16 protein-coding genes are annotated in these 16,444 nt (G+C 67.2%); 7 read left to right on the forward strand and 9 right to left on the reverse strand.

Going from position 1 to position 16,444, the window contains the following annotated elements; translation table 11 throughout:
* Window positions 1-152: 152 nt before the first annotated feature.
* From murJ to A5759_RS22570, 6 genes are all read left to right on the forward strand, one after another.
* Complete coding sequence (murJ, locus tag A5759_RS22545; protein ID WP_082962252.1) at window positions 153-3,662, forward strand: murein biosynthesis integral membrane protein MurJ; 3,510 nt, start codon at window positions 153-155, stop codon at window positions 3,660-3,662.
* 85 nt (window positions 3,663-3,747) lie between these two features.
* Complete coding sequence (gene sigM, locus A5759_RS22550; protein WP_068201409.1) at window positions 3,748-4,320, forward strand: RNA polymerase sigma factor SigM; 573 nt, start codon at window positions 3,748-3,750, stop codon at window positions 4,318-4,320.
* 57 nt (window positions 4,321-4,377) lie between these two features.
* Entirely contained in the window at window positions 4,378-4,995 is a 618-nt protein-coding gene (locus A5759_RS22555) for a hypothetical protein (RefSeq protein WP_068201412.1), read from the forward strand.
* 90 nt (window positions 4,996-5,085) lie between these two features.
* Window positions 5,086-6,057, forward strand: coding sequence for a thioredoxin-disulfide reductase (gene trxB, locus A5759_RS22560; RefSeq protein ID WP_068201414.1), 972 nt, complete (start codon window positions 5,086-5,088; stop codon window positions 6,055-6,057).
* A 13-nt stretch (window positions 6,058-6,070) separates the two neighbouring features.
* Window positions 6,071-6,406, forward strand: a complete 336-nt coding sequence (gene trxA, locus A5759_RS22565; protein WP_068201416.1) for a thioredoxin — start codon at window positions 6,071-6,073, stop codon at window positions 6,404-6,406.
* A gap of 142 nt (window positions 6,407-6,548) precedes the next feature.
* A complete protein-coding gene (locus tag A5759_RS22570) occupies window positions 6,549-7,745 on the forward strand; it encodes an N-acetylmuramoyl-L-alanine amidase (protein WP_064394699.1) in 1,197 nt (398 codons plus the stop codon).
* Here the strand turns inward: A5759_RS22570 and A5759_RS22575 are convergent.
* The 9 genes from A5759_RS22575 to rpmH all read right to left on the reverse strand — a co-directional run bounded on the left by A5759_RS22575 (window position 7,640) and on the right by rpmH (window position 14,191).
* Window positions 7,640-8,539, reverse strand: a complete 900-nt coding sequence (locus A5759_RS22575) for an acetyltransferase (RefSeq protein WP_068201418.1) — start codon at window positions 8,537-8,539, stop codon at window positions 7,640-7,642. The two genes, A5759_RS22570 and A5759_RS22575, sit on opposite strands and share 106 nt — an antisense overlap.
* 207 nt (window positions 8,540-8,746) lie before the next feature.
* The gene (locus tag A5759_RS22580) at window positions 8,747-9,730 is read right to left on the reverse strand and encodes a ParB/RepB/Spo0J family partition protein (RefSeq protein ID WP_066840988.1); all 984 of its coding nucleotides are present in this window, start codon (window positions 9,728-9,730) and stop codon (window positions 8,747-8,749) included.
* Window positions 9,731-9,788: 58 nt separating this feature from the next.
* Window positions 9,789-10,850: an AAA family ATPase gene (locus tag A5759_RS22585; protein WP_369816258.1), complete on the reverse strand. Its 1,062-nt coding sequence runs from the start codon at window positions 10,848-10,850 to the stop codon at window positions 9,789-9,791.
* Window positions 10,847-11,536 carry a 16S rRNA (guanine(527)-N(7))-methyltransferase RsmG gene (rsmG, locus tag A5759_RS22590; RefSeq protein WP_068201420.1) on the reverse strand — a complete coding sequence of 230 codons (690 nt, stop codon included), beginning with the start codon at window positions 11,534-11,536 and terminating at the stop codon, window positions 10,847-10,849. The genes A5759_RS22585 and rsmG overlap by 4 nt, the downstream gene beginning before the upstream one ends.
* 59 nt (window positions 11,537-11,595) lie before the next feature.
* Window positions 11,596-12,141 carry a R3H domain-containing nucleic acid-binding protein gene (locus tag A5759_RS22595; RefSeq protein WP_068201422.1) on the reverse strand — a complete coding sequence of 182 codons (546 nt, stop codon included), beginning with the start codon at window positions 12,139-12,141 and terminating at the stop codon, window positions 11,596-11,598.
* 34 nt (window positions 12,142-12,175) lie between these two features.
* Window positions 12,176-13,246: a membrane protein insertase YidC gene (gene yidC / locus A5759_RS22600; RefSeq protein ID WP_231984727.1), complete on the reverse strand. Its 1,071-nt coding sequence runs from the start codon at window positions 13,244-13,246 to the stop codon at window positions 12,176-12,178.
* 43 nt (window positions 13,247-13,289) lie between these two features.
* Complete coding sequence (yidD, locus tag A5759_RS25740) at window positions 13,290-13,658, reverse strand: membrane protein insertion efficiency factor YidD (RefSeq protein ID WP_082962247.1); 369 nt, start codon at window positions 13,656-13,658, stop codon at window positions 13,290-13,292.
* Window positions 13,655-14,014 (reverse strand): ribonuclease P protein component, encoded by a 360-nt coding sequence (rnpA, locus tag A5759_RS22605; protein ID WP_068201426.1) that lies wholly within the window; start codon window positions 14,012-14,014, stop codon window positions 13,655-13,657. Before rnpA ends, yidD begins: the two co-directional genes overlap by 4 nt.
* 33 nt (window positions 14,015-14,047) lie before the next feature.
* Window positions 14,048-14,191 carry a 50S ribosomal protein L34 gene (rpmH, locus tag A5759_RS22610; protein WP_064346175.1) on the reverse strand — a complete coding sequence of 48 codons (144 nt, stop codon included), beginning with the start codon at window positions 14,189-14,191 and terminating at the stop codon, window positions 14,048-14,050.
* A gap of 552 nt (window positions 14,192-14,743) precedes the next feature.
* Between rpmH and dnaA the strand changes: the two genes are divergently transcribed.
* The gene (gene dnaA / locus A5759_RS22615) at window positions 14,744-16,228 is read left to right on the forward strand and encodes a chromosomal replication initiator protein DnaA (RefSeq protein WP_068201428.1); all 1,485 of its coding nucleotides are present in this window, start codon (window positions 14,744-14,746) and stop codon (window positions 16,226-16,228) included.
* Window positions 16,229-16,444 lie beyond the last annotated feature (216 nt).

Genomic DNA, 16,444 nt, shown 5'->3' on the forward strand with positions numbered 1-16,444 from the left:
CCCCCCCCCCCCCCCCCCCCCCCCCCCCCCCCCCCCTTTTTTTTTTTCACCCACAAGCCGCCATACCCGATACTGATCGGTCTCGTGGGCTCGGAGATGTGTATAAGAGCGAAGAACTCTCCGACGCGGCGGTGGTGTCGCGTTCGTGGGGCATGGCGGTCGCGACACTGGTCAGCCGGCTCACCGGGTTCGCCCGCATCGTGCTGCTCGCGACCATCCTCGGCGCCGCACTCACCAGCGCGTTCTCGGTGGCCTACCAGCTACCCAACTTGATTGCGGCGCTCGTGCTTGAGGCGACCTTCACCGCGATCTTCGTGCCGGTGCTGGCGCGCGCCGAGCGCGACGATCCCGACAACGGCACGGCGTTCATCCGGCGCCTGGTCACGCTGACGACGACGCTGCTGCTGATCATCACCGCGCTGTCGGTGGCCTCGGCGCCGATGCTCGTCAACCTCATGCTCGGCAGCGACCCCGAAGTCAACCGCGACCTCACCACCGCGTTCGCATACCTGCTGCTGCCCCAAGTGCTGTTCTACGGGTTGTCGTCGGTGTTCATGGCAATCCTGAACACCCGCAACGTGTTCGGGCCACCCGCCTGGGCGCCGGTATGCAACAACATCGTCGCGATCGTGACGCTCGGCGTGTATCTCATTGTCCCCGGCGAACTCTCGGTCGACCCGGTGCGGATGGGCAACGCGAAGCTCCTCGTGCTCGGCATCGGTATGACGCTCGGAACGGTGACGCAGGTCCTGGTGCTGTTGGCCGCGATCCGCCGCGAACGCATCAGCCTTCGCCCGCTGTGGGGCATCGACGAGCGGATGAAGCAGTTCGGTGCGATGGCCTCGGCGATGGTGCTGTACGTGTTGATCAGCCAGGTCGGGTTGATCGTCGGCAACAGAATCGCCAGTGGCGCCGCGGCTTCCGGGCCGGCGATCTACAACTACACGTGGCTGGTGCTGCAGTTGCCGTTCGGAATGATCGGGGTGACGGTGCTGACCGTCGTGATGCCACGGTTGAGCCGCAACGCCGCCTCCAATGATCAACGCGCGGTGCTCGCCGACCTCTCGCTTGCCACCCGGCTGACGATGGTGACGCTCATCCCCATCGTCGCGCTGATGACGGTCGGCGGACCCGCGATCGGCAGCGCGCTGTTCGCCTACGGCAACTTCGGCGAGGTCGACGCCAACTACCTGGGTATGGCGATCACCCTGTCGGCGTTCACACTGGTGCCCTACGCGCTTGTGCTGCTTCAACTTCGGGTGTTCTACGCGCGACAACAACCGTGGACACCGATCCTGCTGATCGTCGTGATCACGACCGTCAAGATCATCGCGTCGTTGATCGCGCCCTACCTCACCGACGACCCCGACCTGGTCGCCGGCTACCTCGGAACGGCCAACGGCCTGGGCTTCGTCGCGGGTGCGGTGGTCGGCTACTTCCTGCTGCGCGCCAATCTCGACCCGCCGGGCGGCCGGCTCATCAACCTGCAAGTCGTGCGTTCGGTGCTGGTCACGATCGCCGCCTCGCTGCTCGCGGCGATGGCCGGCCAGGTCGCCGACAAATTGTTCGGCCTGGAGTCGCTGACCCGAAACTGGGGCGGTGCCGGCTCCCTGCTGCGACTGGTCGTGCTCGGCGTGGTCATGGTGCCGGTCATCGTCGGCGTCCTCCTCGGCGCGCGCGTCCCCGATGCCCAGGCGGCCTTGAACGCGGTCCGGCGCCGACTCGGCGTTGGTGCCGGGCCCGGCACCCGAGGCGACGGGGTAGCTGTCGGGGCCGCCGACCGGCCACGGACGCGCACCCCTCTCCCGTACCCTGAACAGAGGAATTCGTCCGCACCAGGGCGTCGGCACCGCCCGCCGGCCGTCCGGCGCGGACCACCTGCCCCCGTTGCCGGGGACCGGATGCGGAAAGGACCAGCGGTGAGCGACGAACCCGCAGGCGGCTCCGCGCCCACACCCGATTCCGCGACCAGGGAGATTCCGACCGGGCAGTCCGACGTCGTCGCCGACGACCTGCGGCCCGACGTCCCCGACCCCGGTCATACCACCGAGTTCGCCGCCGAGAACGGCACCACCCGGCTACCGGTATCGGGCCGGCCACCCTCGGACTACGGCGGTGATCCCACCCGCGAGCCCCTCGCGTTCGACCCGCCGCGCGAACCGGCCATCGAGGCCGCCACCTCCGACGAGGACGTCCACCTCATCCCGGGCGCGATGGTCGGCGGCGGTCGCTACCGCCTGCTGGTGTTCCACGGCGGCCCGCCGACACTGCAGTTCTGGCAGGCACTCGACACCGCCCTGGACCGCCAGGTGGCGCTCACCTTCGTCGACCCGGACAACACCTTGTCCGACGAGACGCTTCGCGAGATCCTGACCCGCACCCGCAAGCTGAGCAGCATCGACATGCCCGGCATCGCGAGGGTGCTCGACGTGGTCAACACCGGATCCGGTGGACTGGTCGTGTCGGAGTGGATCCGAGGCGGCTCGTTGACCGAGGTCGCCGACACGTCGCCGTCCCCGATCGGCGGCGCCAGGGCGATGCAGTCGCTGGCGGCCGCCGCCGAGGCCGCCCATCGGGCCGGGGTCGCGCTCTCGCTCGATCACCCGGGGCGGGTCCGGGTCAGCATCGAGGGTGACGTCGCGCTGGCCTTCCCGGCGACGCTGCCCGACGCGACGCCCGAGGACGACATCCGCGGGATCGGGGCGGCGCTGTACGCCCTGCTGATCAACCGGTGGCCACTGCCCGAGCACGGTGTGCGCAGCGGCCTGGCCCCCGCCGACCTCGACTCGGCCGGACAACCGATCGAACCGCGCGCGGTCGATCGCCAGATCCCGTTCCAGATCTCGGCCGCGGCGGCGCGAGCAGTACAGGAAGGCGGCGGTATCCGCAGCGCGCCGACGCTGTTGAACCTGCTCCAGCAGGCGACGGCGATCGCCGATCGCACCGAGCTGATCTCCCCGGTCGACGAAGCCGACCGCTCGGTGTCTCCGGGCGTCGCCGGCGCTACCGACCCGGAGACCGAGGCGCGGCGGCGCAAGGCCCTGATGATCGGGCTTGGCGTCGGCGGCGCCATCGTCGTGGTCGCGCTCGTGGTGCTGGCGACGGTGCTGAGCCGGATCTTCGGCGACGTCGGTGACGGCCTGGGCGGCGACCGGCTCGGGCTCAACGACCCGACCACCGCCGAGGCGGCCGAAGGCAGCACCGACAGCGGCAATGTCGTCAAACCGACTGCGGTGACGGTCTTTTCACCCGAGGGTGAGGCCGATGCGCCGTCCGATGCGCCCAAGGCGATCGACGGTGACAAGTCCACGGTCTGGCCGATCGACACCTACACCGACCCGGTGCCGTTCCCGAACTTCAAGAACGGCGTCGGGCTGATGCTGCAGTTGCCGCAATCCACCACGGTCGGCGAGGTCGACATCGACCTCAACAGCACGGGCACGGCCGTCGAGATCCGCTCTGCGCAGTCACCGACACCGTCCTCGCTTGCCGACACCACCGTGCTGACGCCGGCCACCCAACTCAAGCCGGGCTCCAACACCATCAAGGTCGAGAACGCCTCGCCCACCTCCAACCTGCTGGTCTGGGTGTCGACGCTGGGCCAGGTCAACGGGGAGAGCCGGTCGGACATCGCCGAGATCACGGTCAGGTCGGCGTCCTGACCGGACGGTTGGCGTTGACCGGATTCATCCCCAGCCCGCCAAAGATGTGTCGGGAGGTACCCGCGTAGCCGTTTAGTGTTCGGCTGTGGGGAGCTTCGGGGGGCCGGACGGGGGACGCAGCGACGCGGAGTTGCTCGCCGCGCACGTCGCCGGTGACCGCTACGCGTTCGAGGAGTTGTTCTACCGCCACCAGCGGCAGCTGTACCGGATCGCGCGCATCACCAGTCGTAATCCCGACGACGCCGCCGACGCATTGCAGGACGCGATGCTCAAGGCGCACCGGCGGGCGCCCGCCTTCCGCTACGACGCGGCGGTGAGCAGCTGGCTGTACCGCATCGTCGTGAACTCGTGTCTGGATCGGCTGCGGCGCAACAAAACCCGCGTTGCCGAGACGCTGTCCGACGACGACGGACACATCGGCGATCCGGCCTCGCGCGTGGACACCGCGATCGTCGTCGAACGGGCCCTGATGCGGTTGCCCGTCGAACAGCGCGCCGCGGTGGTGGCCGTCGACATGCAGGGCTACTCCGTGGCCGAGACCGCCCGCATGCTCGGCGTGCCCGAAGGCACCGTCAAGAGCCGATGCTCCCGCGCCAGGGCCAAGCTGGCCGAGGCACTCGAGTACTTCGACGCGAAAACCACCGCTCGCACCGACTGAGCGGAACCGCCGGCACATCCGCCGCGTCTTATGTGTCGTGGTGGAGACTGGCTAGCGATGCAGACCGGAACGGACGACGACTCGGATCCCGCAGTTGAGCGGGTGCGTCGCGGCCTGGCCGAGTTGGCGCACGACGAGGACTCCGCGCCGGAGGTGCCCGCGGGCGTCACCGCACGCATCGGTGCTGCGATACGGGCCGCCGGTGAACCTCATCACGCCGTCGAACGGCCCCGGCTGCGCCGAACGCAGGTTCTCGGGCTGGTGACCGGCCTCGCCGCCGTGACCGCCGGGGTCGTCATCGGCACGTCGATGGCGGTGCGCGATCCCGCACCACGGTTTTCCCAGGCCGGGCCCACCGCCGGGCACATCACCGTGCCGCGTCGTGCGCCGGCCTTCCCGCTGACCGGTCCCCAGCTCGCCGGCCTGCTGTCGGCACCCCCCGAATACGGACCGCTGTCCGATCCGCGCCGCCGCGCCGCCTGCCTCGAGGGGCTGGGGCACTCGGCGACCACGCCCGTCCTCGGGGCGCTCCCGGTCGAGCTGTCCGGGCGTCCGGCTGTCGTGCTGCTTCTGCCCTCGGGCGCGGACACCGACGTCCTCGCGGTGGCCGTCGACGCCACGTGCCATGCGGCTCACGGTGGGCTGCTGGCCGAAACCGTGGTCGCACGACCGTAGTCTGTCCCCCGAGGTTGTTCGGAAACTCCGGGAACACCACCGCCTACGCTGGTGTTATACCGGTGCCGCGAAAGTGGCAGAAAGGCGCTCATGACCACCACATCCACGGTTCACGATCTGATCATCATCGGATCCGGTCCGGCCGGCTACACCGCAGCGATCTACGCGGCGCGTGCGCAGTTGAAGCCGCTGGTGTTCGAAGGCGTCCAGTTCGGCGGTGCGTTGATGACCACCACCGAGGTGGAGAACTATCCCGGCTTCCGCAACGGCATCACCGGTCCCGAGTTGATGGACGAGATGCGCGAACAGGCGTTGCGCTTCGGTGCGGACCTGCGCATGGAGGATGTCGACGCTGTCTCGCTCGAGGGTCCGGTCAAGACCGTCACGGTCGGCGACGACACCTACCGGGCCCGCGCGGTCATCCTGGCGATGGGCGCTGCGGCGCGGCACCTCGGCGTGCCGGGCGAGGAGGCCCTGATGGGCATGGGCGTGAGCACGTGCGCGACCTGTGACGGGTTCTTCTTCCGCGAAGAGGACATCATCGTCGTCGGTGGCGGCGACTCGGCGATGGAAGAGGCGATCTTCCTCACCAAGTTCGCCCGCAGCGTCACCCTGGTGCACCGCCGCGACGAGTTCCGCGCGTCGCGGATCATGCTGGATCGTGCCCGCGCGAACGAGAAGATCACGTTCCTGACCAACACCGACGTCCTCGCGATCGAAGGCAGCCCCAAGGTCAGCGGAGTCCGGTTGCGCAACAAGGTGACCGGCGAGGAGTCGAAGCTGGCCGTCACCGGTGTGTTCGTCGCGATCGGCCACGACCCGCGTTCGGATCTGATTCGCGGGCAGGTCGACCTCGACGAGGACGGTTACGTCCTGACGCAAAAGGGTTCGACCAGCACCTCGATCGAAGGTGTCTTCGCCGCAGGCGATCTCGTCGACCGCACTTACCGCCAGGCCATCACCGCTGCGGGCACCGGCTGCTCGGCGTCCATCGACGCCGAACGCTGGCTCGCCGAAATCGGTTCTGGCCCAAGCGATGAAACCATCGAAACACCCGTCTGATAGGAGTACCCCGATGACCGAGACCACCGGATCCACGGTAGCGGTGACCGACGACTCGTTCTCTCAGGACGTGTTGTCCAGCAGCACACCGGTGCTGGTGGACTTCTGGGCGACCTGGTGCGGTCCCTGCAAGATGATCGCCCCGGTGCTCGAGGAGATCGCCACCGAAAAGGCTGGCGCGCTGACCGTCGCCAAGCTCGACGTCGACGCCAACCCGGTCACGGCGCGGGATTTCCAGGTGGTGTCGATCCCGACGCTCATCGTGTTCAAAGACGGCTCCCCGGTGAAGCGGATCGTCGGCGCAAAAGGCAAGGCTGCGCTGCTGCGCGAGCTTTCTGACGTGCTCTAGCGGCCGTCCGGCGCGGCAATCCAGGGCACGGACACCCGCCTGGCGTTTTCTTGAATCGGCGAAGTGTCTGCGACAATCGTGCCAGCCCGTCAACTTGGTCGGCGCCCTCGCGCAGCTGACAACCGTGACTGAAAGGCCGCATATGTCCAGTCTGCGTCGCGGTGACCGCGGGTCCGCGGTCACCGAGATCAGGGCTGCATTGACGGCGCTGGGCATGCTCGACAACTCCGACGAGGAGATCACCACCGGCAGGCATATCGCGCTGGACCTGTTCGACGCCGAACTCGACCATGCCGTGCGCGCCTTCCAGCAGCACCGAGGTCTGCTGGTCGACGGGATCGTCGGCGAAGCGACGTACCGCGCGCTCAAGGAGGCGTCGTACCGGCTCGGCGCACGCACGCTCAGCCACCAGTTCGGCGCCCCGATGTTCGGCGACGACGTCGCCACACTGCAGGCCCGACTCCAAGACCTCGGCTTCTACACCGGCCTCGTCGACGGACATTTCGGTCTGAGCACGCACAACGCGTTGATGTCGTACCAGCGCGAGTACGGCCTGTACCCCGACGGGATCTGCGGCCCGGAGACGTTGCGCTCCTTGTACTTTCTGGGATCACGCGTCACCGGCGGCTCTCCGCATGCGATTCGCGAGGAGGAGCTGGTCCGCCGCTCCGGTCCCCGGCTCTCGGGTAAGCGCATCATCATCGACCCGGGCCGCGGCGGTGACGACCACGGTCAGATCATGCAGGGCCCGAGCGGGCCGATCAGCGAGTCAGACATCCTGTGGGATCTGGCGAGTCGGCTCGAGGGCCGGATGACCGCGATCGGGATGGAGACGTTCCTGTCGCGCCCGGCCAACCGTGCCCCCTCGGACGCCGAACGCGCCGCGACTGCGAACGCCGTCGGCGCCGACCTGATGATCAGCCTGCGCTGCGCCACCCAGCCCAGCCCCGGGGCCAACGGTGTCGCATCGTTCCACTTCGGGAACTCGCACGGCTCGGTGTCCACCATCGGCCGCAATCTCGCCGACTTCATCCAACGAGAAGTCGTGGCCCGCACCGGATTACGCGATTGCCGCACCCATGGGCGGACGTGGGACCTGTTGCGTCTGACCCGGATGCCCACGGTGCAGGTCGATGTCGGCTACATCACCAACCCGCACGACCGGGCCATGCTGGTGTCCTCGCAAGCCCGCGACGCCATCGCCGAGGGCATGCTCGCCGCCGTCAAGCGGCTCTACCTGCTCGGCAAAAACGACCGTCCCACAGGCACTTTCACGTTCGCCGAACTGCTCGCCCACGAGCTCTCGGTCGAGCAGGCCGGACGCGTCAGCCCGTCCTGACCGCCGATCGCGGTCAAAGACACCGAACTCGCACCCGCCCCGACCGGCTGGCGTATCTGCGCGAACTCGAACAGCCGCTCCAACGCCGCTTCGACATCGGCCTTCCAGCCCAGCCCCTGCTCCAACTCCAGACGCAGCCGCGGAAAGTACCGGTGCTGGGCGACGACGACGAAACCCGCGTCGAGAAGTAGATCAGCGTCGAGCACGCACTGTTCGACCGAGCAGTCGCCGAGGACTTCCACGACCGGGCGCAGCGCCGGCGTCACCGCACCCGGTTCGGCGAGCTCGCGGACTTCGGTGGTGTGCGCGAACGCTTCGAGCGCACGAGCACCGCGACGCACAAGATCCCCCACCACCGCCGAGATCAGCGCCCGCGACAATCCCTCGGAGTCCTCACCGGATTCGATACCCAGCGACGTGAGTAGGACGGCGTCGGCGCTGACGGGTGCAGTCGGGAACCGGTGTGCACGGGGAACGGCGCCGGGCGGCGCGTAGAACGCGTATCCCAGGCACGCCTCGTCTCCGCGAAGCGGGACGGGTCCGTCGTCGGTCTCGCCCTCGGCACACTGCACCGCGACCTGACCGCACGATCCCCATTCGAGCATGACCATCGACAGCCATGCTTCTTTCTCGAATTCGGGATCCGACAGGTGGTCGTCGACGCCGGGAACCGCTGCGCCGGTCGCATCCCGCCCGAGGGTCGAGGGATCGACCTCCCAATACACGCAGCGACGGGCATGCTTGGGCAACTGCTCGAACGCTTCGAGCCGCAGAGGCGTGATGCGTGCCGACACTAGAGTCCCCGAGTCCTACGCGGTGCAGAGGTACATAGCTGCCCCTCCAGAATAGAAGGGTGCGGACACCTCGACGCTCCGATTCGGGTGCCTCTCGCAAGGAGCGGCGAAACGCGTTGTGTCACAGGTGGTTTCCTTCGAAGGGCGGCGATCACGCCGATGAGGCCCGGGTTGTGTCACAGTGACGTAATTACCCGGTGTGGTAGGTCACCGTTCGGATGCGCTCATCAGTTCGACTATGCGCTGCAGATCGTCGACTGAACCGAATTCGACCACGATCTTGCCCTTGCGTTTGCCGAGGCTGACCGTGACGCGCGTATCGAACGCCGTGGACAGTCGCTCGGCAACGTCCTGGAGGCCCGGCATGTTGATCGGCTTGCGTTTGGGCGCGGCCGGCGCCGCCGGGCCCGCGCTGTTGGCCAGCGTGACCGCTTCCTCGGTCGCTCGCACGGACAGCCCCTCGGCGACGATCCGCGCGGCGAGCTCCTCCTGCTTCTCCGGTCCGCCTTCCAGCGACAGGAGAGCGCGCGCATGTCCGGCGGACAGCACCCCGGCGGCGACCCGGCGCTGCACGGCGATGGGCAGGCGCAGCAACCGGATCATGTTCGTGATCACCGGACGCGAGCGCCCGATCCGTGACGCCAGTTCATCGTGGGTGACCTCGAACTCGTCGAGCAGCTGCTGATAGGCGGCCGCCTCCTCTAACGGGTTCAGTTGCGCGCGGTGGATGTTCTCCAACAACGCGTCGCGCAGCATGCTGTCGTCGGTGGTCTCGCGGACGATCGCCGGGATGGTGGCGAGGCCGGCCTCTTGGGCGGCGCGCCAGCGCCGCTCCCCCATCACGAGTTGGAAGCGGGCGCCTCCCGGTTCGGGCTGCGGAAGCGGGCGCACGACGATCGGCTGCATGAGACCGAACTCGCGGATCGAGTGGACGAGCTCGGCCAGCGCCTCCTCGTCGAAGACCTGTCGCGGCTGCCGCGGGTTCGGCTCGATCGATGCCGGATCGATCTCGCGGTACACCGCGCCGACCTCATTCACCACGCCGTTGGACGGCCCGCCGATCACGACATCGGCGGCGGCGTCCCCCATCCGCGGGCCGAGCCCGGACTGGTCGCCGTCGGCTGGGCCGGTGGGGATGAGCGAAGCCAGGCCGCGGCCGAGACCGCTGCGCTTGCGTGTGGGTTGGCTCATCGTCTGCTCCTCTTCGCGTAAGCGCTCATCAGTACGTTCTGCCTTTCTCCGCACACGCTCATCGGTTGTTTCGATTCTGGCCGCGATCGGCGATCTCGCGGCTGGCATCCAGATAGCTCATCGCACCGCGCGAGCCCGGGTCGTAGCCGAGGATCGTCATTCCGTAACCGGGCGCCTCGGACACTTTGACGCTGCGCGGGATGACAGTGCGCAGAACCTTCTCGCCGAAGTGGGCGCGCACATCGGAGGCCACCTGGTCGGCGAGTTTGGTTCGGCCGTCGTACATCGTGAGGATCACCGTGGTCACGTCGAGTTGCGGATTGAGGTGCGCCTTGACCATTTCGATGGTCCGCATCAGCTGGCCGACACCTTCCAGTGCGTAGTACTCGCACTGGATCGGGATCAGCACCTCGGGCGCTGCGACGAACGCGTTGATGGTTAGCAGGCCGAGCGACGGCGGGCAGTCGATGAACACGTAGTCGAAGTTGAACTCCGTGAGCGACGCCAGCGCCGTGCGCAGGCGGCCTTCGCGGGCCACCATGCTCACCAACTCGATCTCGGCGCCGGCCAGGTCGATGGTCGCGGGCACACAATAGAGCCGCTCGTTGTGGGGGCTGCGCTGCAGGGCGTCGCGCAGCGGGATCTCTCCGATCAACACCTCGTACGACGACGGCGTGCCCGGCCGGTGCTCGATGCCCAATGCCGTGCTCGCGTTGCCCTGCGGGTCGAGGTCGATGACGAGCGTCTGCAGTCCCTGCAGAGCGAGCGCCGCCGCGATGTTGACGGCCGTGGTCGTCTTGCCGACCCCGCCCTTCTGATTGGCGATCGTGAACACGCGTTGCCGGTCGGGCCGCGGAAGACTGCCCTTCGATGCGGCGTGAAGCAACCGCACCGCGCGCTCGGCCTCGGCGCCGATCGGCGTATCGAGACCAACGGGATCTTCCCAGCGGTCCTGTGCCGCCTTCTCCGGCCACTGCTCTTTGGGAGCGGTGCCGGGCGAGGTTTCACGTGAAACATCGGCCGTTCCCGTTGCAAGGCCGACTGCGACGTCGCCGGTTTCACGTGGAACATTCGCGGCCGGGCCGGCGGGTGTCGGCACCCCGTTTTGTGACGCCATCATCCTCGTCCCCTGCCCGTTGGCCGGTGCGTTACCGCCTTCTCCCGCCGTGCCACGACGACGGTCGCGGGTGGATCCAAGTAGTTCGCGCCACACCTCATCACCCTTACATCGGCCGCGCCGAGCGACGCCATCACACGCCGATGGTCGCGGATCTCCTCTTCGGCACGCTCACCCTTGAGGGCGAGCATGTGGCCGTCGACGCGAAGGAGCGGCATGCTCCATCGAGTCAGCCTGTCCAGGGAGGCCACCGCCCTGGACACCACTACGTCCGTCTCCCCCAACTGCTTCCTCACCCCCGGCTCCTCGGCCCGTCCGCGAACGACCGTCACGTCGATCCCGAGTTCGTCGACCATCTCGCGCAGGAACTCGCTGCGGCGCAGGAGTGGTTCGATGAGCGTCACGTGTAAGTCGGGTCGGGCCAACGCCAACGGTATCCCGGGAAGGCCCGCGCCACTACCAATGTCGGCGACTCTCTGATCCGGCCCGATGAGTTCGGACAGCGCCACACTGTTGAGGATGTGGCGCTCCCAAATTCGCTCGACTTCCCGCGGACCGATCAGCCCGCGTTCGACGCCCGCGCCCGCAAGAGTCGCGGCGTACCGCTGGGTTCGGTCGAGGCGCTCCCCGAACAAGGAGGCGGCCACGTCCGGCGGCGCCGACACCTCCCCATGTTTCACGTGAAACATCCTCCGGATCGTCGCGTCGGACCGATGACGCCAATGAACTACACAGTTGTAACTCTGGGTCAGTCGGCGAGGACGACCACACGCCGCGACGGCTCGACGCCCTCGCTCTCGCTGTGGACGCCGTCGACGGCCGCCACCGCGTCGTGCACGATCTTGCGCTCGAACGGCGTCATCGGGGCCAGTTCTTCGCGTTCGCCGGTCTCGAGCACGCGGCGCGCCACCTTGTCGCCGAGTGCGGCCAACTCATCGCGACGCCGGCGCCGCCAGCGCGCGATGTCGAGCATCAGCCGGCTGCGCTCCCCCGTCTTCTGGTGCACGGCCAGGCGCGTCAGTTCCTGCAAGGCGTCGAGCACTTCACCCTTGCGACCCACCAACTTGTTCAGGTCGTCGCCGCCGTCGATGCTCACGACCGCGCGGTCCCCCTCGACGTCGAGATCGATGTCACCGTCGAAGTCGAGCAGGTCCAACAACTCCTCGAGATAGTCGCCCGCGATCTCACCCTCGGCGACCAGCTTCTCCTCCAGATCGTCCTCGGCTACCGGCGCGGAGGCATTGCCGTCCTCATCGACGAGTTCGTCGCGCTCGGTCGTCTCGGCGTCAGTCATGTCCTTCTCTCCTCATTCCACCGGGATCGTCCGGTCACCGTTTACGTTTCTTGGGCCGCGCGCCGGGTCGCGGCGTGCGGTTCGCTGCACCACTCGCTGCCTTGCCGCTCGCTGCCTTGCCCGGGCTACTGCCCGCCGGCTTCTTGCCCGCCGCGCCGTTCTCCGACGCCGCCTCGCTGCTTTCGGACTCGTCGCTCGACCCCGGCTCGGAAACCTCGGAGGCGTTCCCCGTCTGACTCTTACGGGTGCGTTTCGGCTTGGCTCCCGGCGGTGGTGCGTTCTTCGCCTGCCGCTCCTGCGCCTCGAGCTTCTTCGCCTCTTCTTCCTTCTCGATCTTGCCGAACACATAGTGCTGCTGACCGAAGGTCCAGATGTTGTTCGCGAGCCAGTACATGATGATGGCCAGCGGCAGGAACGGCCCGCCGGCGACGACGCCGAATGGGAACACGTACAGCGCCAGCTTGTTCATCAACGCCGTCTGCGGGTTGGCTGCCGCTTCGGGGCTCTGCCGCGCCACCGAAGCCCGGCTGTTGAAGTACGTCGCGACGCCGGCCAGGATCATGATCGGCACACCGACGGCGATCACCGACGCCCGGTTGAACTCCTTGAACGCATCCAGGCCGGTCGTCTGGATCATCCACCCACCGATCGGCGCGCCGAACAGATGGGCGTCCAGGAAGTGCCCGACGTCGGTGGCGCTGAACACGTAGTTGGGCAGCGACCGGTTCGCCGCCGGGTCCAGGTGCTGGGCCCCGATCCCGTAGCCGCCGGTGCGGTTGAACGACCGCAGCACGTGGAACAGGCCGATGAACACGGGGATCTGAGCGAGCATCGGCAGGCAGCCGAGGATCGGGTTGAACCCGTGTTCCTTCTGCAGCTTCTGCATCTCCAGCGCCATGCGTTGACGGTCCTTGCCGTACTTCTTCTGCAGTGCCTTGATCTGCGGCTGCAGCTCCTGCATTTGGCGCGTCGTCCGGATCTGCTTCACGAACGGCTTGTAGAGGATCGCGCGCAGGGTGAACACCAGGAACATCACCGAAAGCGCCCACGCGAAGAAGTTCGATGGACCCAGCAGGAAGGCGAACAGCTTGTACCACACCCACATGATCGCCGACACCGGGTAGTAGATGATGTCGAGGCTGAACCAGTTAAACACGCGTCTCGCTTCCTGCTCGCAATGCTGGATGGCCGCCACTGACGTCGGCAGTGGTGTTCCGATCCTCTGAAGACTCGTCCGCGGGAGCGCCCGCCCCGTCTTGGTCGCCGTGTCCGCCGGCGGCCGGGCGCTCTGGGATCGGGTCCCATCCTCCCCTATGCCACGGCCCGCATTTCAACAGCCGTACCGTCGCGAGCCAACCGCCGCGCACCAACCCGTACTCGGTCAATGCGTCGACGGCGTACTGGCTACAGGTCGGGGTGAATCGACACGTCGGCAGCCGCAACGGCGAGATGGTGTGCCGGTACAGCTGAATCACGAAGATGACGGCGCGCGCCGTCCGCGCCCCGGCCGACCTCACCGGGCGGCCTCGGACTTGGGTCTGACTCGGCGAAGGGCGGTGCGCAGTTCTTGTTCGAGCCGCGCCGATATCGCATGCCGACTGCTGGGCAGGGCGCGGATCACCACGCGATCGGCGGGGTCCAGCTCATCGACGAGGGATCGCGCGACGTGGCGCAGCCGCCGGGCGACGCGATGGCGTTGCACCGCGGTGCCGACGGCTTTGGAGACGACCAGCCCGATCCGCGGTCCGGGCTCTGAGGGCTCGTCGGACCGCAGGGCGTGCACGACGAGATCGGGCTGCACAGCGCGCATCCCTCGACTGACCGTGTTCCCGAACTCCGTTGACCGCGTCATGCGGTACCGCGCCGGAAGCACCAGCGTCAACTCCCGCTCGAAGTCACGTGGGAGTCACGCAGTCAGCTTGCGCCGACCCTTGCTCCGGCGGTTCGTGACGATCGCACGGCCTGCCCGGGTGCGCATCCGCAGCCGGAAGCCATGCACGCGCGCCCGGCGCCGGTTGTTCGGCTGGAAGGTCCGCTTGCCCTTGGCCACGGCTGTCTCCTTGTTGCGTCTGGCACCCGCAGCCCCCACCGACGACGTACGAATCGGTTTGGACGCAGTTGCCGTTGGTAAGCTCGTCCATCTTGCTAGCCGGCGCGGTCCCCGGTCGATGCCCGGGTCGCAGCCGTATCACCTCGTACGGGCGACTGTTCGAGGGTACTGAGGAGTTTTCGCTGGGTCAAACCTGGCCGAATGTCAGTGTGGACAGCCACATTTGCAACACGCGTCACCGCCGACCACCAGCCGAAAATATCCGTCCATGCAATGTTGCAGAACGGTTGGCACCCGCGAAGAAAACTGTTAGCTTCTGCCAGTGCCGTTCGATAACGAAACGGCGACGGACAACGAAGCGAGGATGCCCGACCAGTCGTGAGCCCACAGGATGCCTCACATCTGTGATGTGGCCCGACCCGCGGCCTCCCCGCCGGTAGAAAACAGAACGACGACGACTGTCCAGTCTCCACAGCCTGTGGATAACTTTGTGGACAGATCGTCATCGTTCCTTTGGTCGTCTCTGGGCCGGCCGCAAGGGGGTAGTCGTCGTTGACAGCTGACCCCGACCCCCCCTTCGTGGCCGTATGGAACACAGTGGTCGCCGAACTGAACGGCAGCCCCGCAGGTGCGGGTGGCGACATGGCGGGCCCGGGCCTCACTCCTCAGCAAAGAGCCTGGTTGAAGCTGGTCAAACCCCTTGTGATCACCGAGGGCTTTGCCCTGCTGTCGGTGCCCACCCCGTTTGTGCAGAACGAGATCGAACGCCATCTGCGGGAGCCGATCATCACCGCGCTGAGCCGCCAGCTCGGACAGCGCGTCGAACTCGGTGTGCGTATCGCCGACCCCCGGCCCGACGACACCGACGGCCCGCTCAGCGGCCTTTCGGCCGTCGGTGAACCCGACGAAGTCGACGACGATCTCGAAGCCAGGGCCAGCGCCGAGGAAAGTTGGCCGACCTACTTCACCAGCCGGCCACCGAACACGCTGACCGACGACCCGACAGCGGTCAACCTCAACCGGCGCTACACCTTCGACACGTTCGTCATCGGCGCCTCGAATCGGTTTGCTCACGCGGCGACCCTCGCGATCGCCGAGGCACCCGCGCGCGCGTACAACCCGTTGTTCATTTGGGGTGAGTCCGGGCTGGGCAAGACCCACCTGCTGCACGCGGCGGGCAACTACGCCCAGCGGCTGTTTCCCGGGATGCGCGTCAAGTACGTGTCGACCGAGGAATTCACCAACGACTTCATCAACTCGCTGCGCGACGACCGCAAGGCCTCGTTCAAGCGCAGCTACCGCGACATCGACGTGTTGTTGGTCGACGACATCCAGTTCATCGAGGGCAAGGAAGGTATTCAGGAGGAGTTCTTCCATACCTTCAACACGCTGCACAACGCCAACAAGCAGATCGTGATCTCGTCGGACCGGCCGCCCAAGCAGTTGGCCACCCTCGAGGACCGGTTGCGCACCCGCTTCGAGTGGGGCCTGATCACCGACGTCCAACCCCCGGAGCTGGAGACGCGCATCGCAATCCTGCGCAAGAAGGCCCAGATGGATCGTCTCGATGTGCCCGACGACGTCCTCGAGCTCATCGCCAGCAGCATCGAGCGCAACATCCGCGAACTCGAAGGCGCCCTGATCCGGGTCACCGCGTTCGCGTCGTTGAACAAGACCGCGATCGACAAGTCGCTGGCCGAGATCGTGCTGCGCGATCTGATCTCCGATGCCAGCACCATGCAGATCAGCACCGCGGCGATCATGGCCGCCACCGCCGAGTACTTCGAGACGACGGTCGAGGAGTTACGCGGCCCCGGTAAGACGCGCGCGCTCGCACAATCGCGACAGATCGCCATGTATCTGTGCCGCGAGCTGACCGACCTGTCCCTGCCGAAGATCGGGCAGGCGTTCGGCCGTGACCACACCACCGTGATGTACGCGGAGAAGAAGATTCGCGGTGAGATGGCCGAGCGGCGTGAGGTCTTCGATCACGTGAAAGAACTCACGACGCGCATCCGTCAACGCTCCAAGCGCTGACTCACTTCGCCCCACTCCCCTCCCGTCGCGCTCGTTCGCGTCCGGATACGGCCGTCCCGACAGAAATTTCGTCAAAAATCTTCTGTACCGCTGGCACCGCCAGTCACAGCGAGGCGTTGTGCACACCGGTGTGGAGAACCTGGGATCAACGGCCGAACTGCCACCCGGTTGCTACACAACCTCCAGCATCTCCACAGTCCGTCCCGCCCGGCGCCG

The organism is Mycobacterium sp. 852014-52144_SCH5372336 (assembly GCF_001665615.1).
Taxonomy (GTDB): Bacteria; Actinomycetota; Actinomycetes; order Mycobacteriales; family Mycobacteriaceae; genus Mycobacterium; species Mycobacterium neumannii_A.

Excerpts from the sequence above, each read along its gene's own strand:
- murJ (WP_082962252.1), top strand. The coding sequence starts at position 153 with ATGGCGGTCGCGACACTGGTCAGCCGGCTCACCGGGTTCGCCCGCATC.
- A5759_RS22555 (WP_068201412.1), top strand. The coding sequence starts at position 4,378 with ATGCAGACCGGAACGGACGACGACTCGGATCCCGCAGTTGAGCGGGTG.
- trxB (WP_068201414.1), top strand. The coding sequence starts at position 5,086 with ATGACCACCACATCCACGGTTCACGATCTGATCATCATCGGATCCGGT.
- trxA (WP_068201416.1), top strand. The coding sequence starts at position 6,071 with ATGACCGAGACCACCGGATCCACGGTAGCGGTGACCGACGACTCGTTC.
- A5759_RS22570 (WP_064394699.1), top strand. The coding sequence starts at position 6,549 with ATGTCCAGTCTGCGTCGCGGTGACCGCGGGTCCGCGGTCACCGAGATC.
- A5759_RS22580 (WP_066840988.1), bottom strand. The coding sequence starts at position 9,730 with ATGAGCCAACCCACACGCAAGCGCAGCGGTCTCGGCCGCGGCCTGGCT.
- A5759_RS22585 (WP_369816258.1), bottom strand. The coding sequence starts at position 10,850 with ATGATGGCGTCACAAAACGGGGTGCCGACACCCGCCGGCCCGGCCGCG.
- rsmG (WP_068201420.1), bottom strand. The coding sequence starts at position 11,536 with ATGTTTCACGTGAAACATGGGGAGGTGTCGGCGCCGCCGGACGTGGCC.
- A5759_RS22595 (WP_068201422.1), bottom strand. The coding sequence starts at position 12,141 with ATGACTGACGCCGAGACGACCGAGCGCGACGAACTCGTCGATGAGGAC.
- yidC (WP_231984727.1), bottom strand. The coding sequence starts at position 13,246 with ATGTGGGTGTGGTACAAGCTGTTCGCCTTCCTGCTGGGTCCATCGAAC.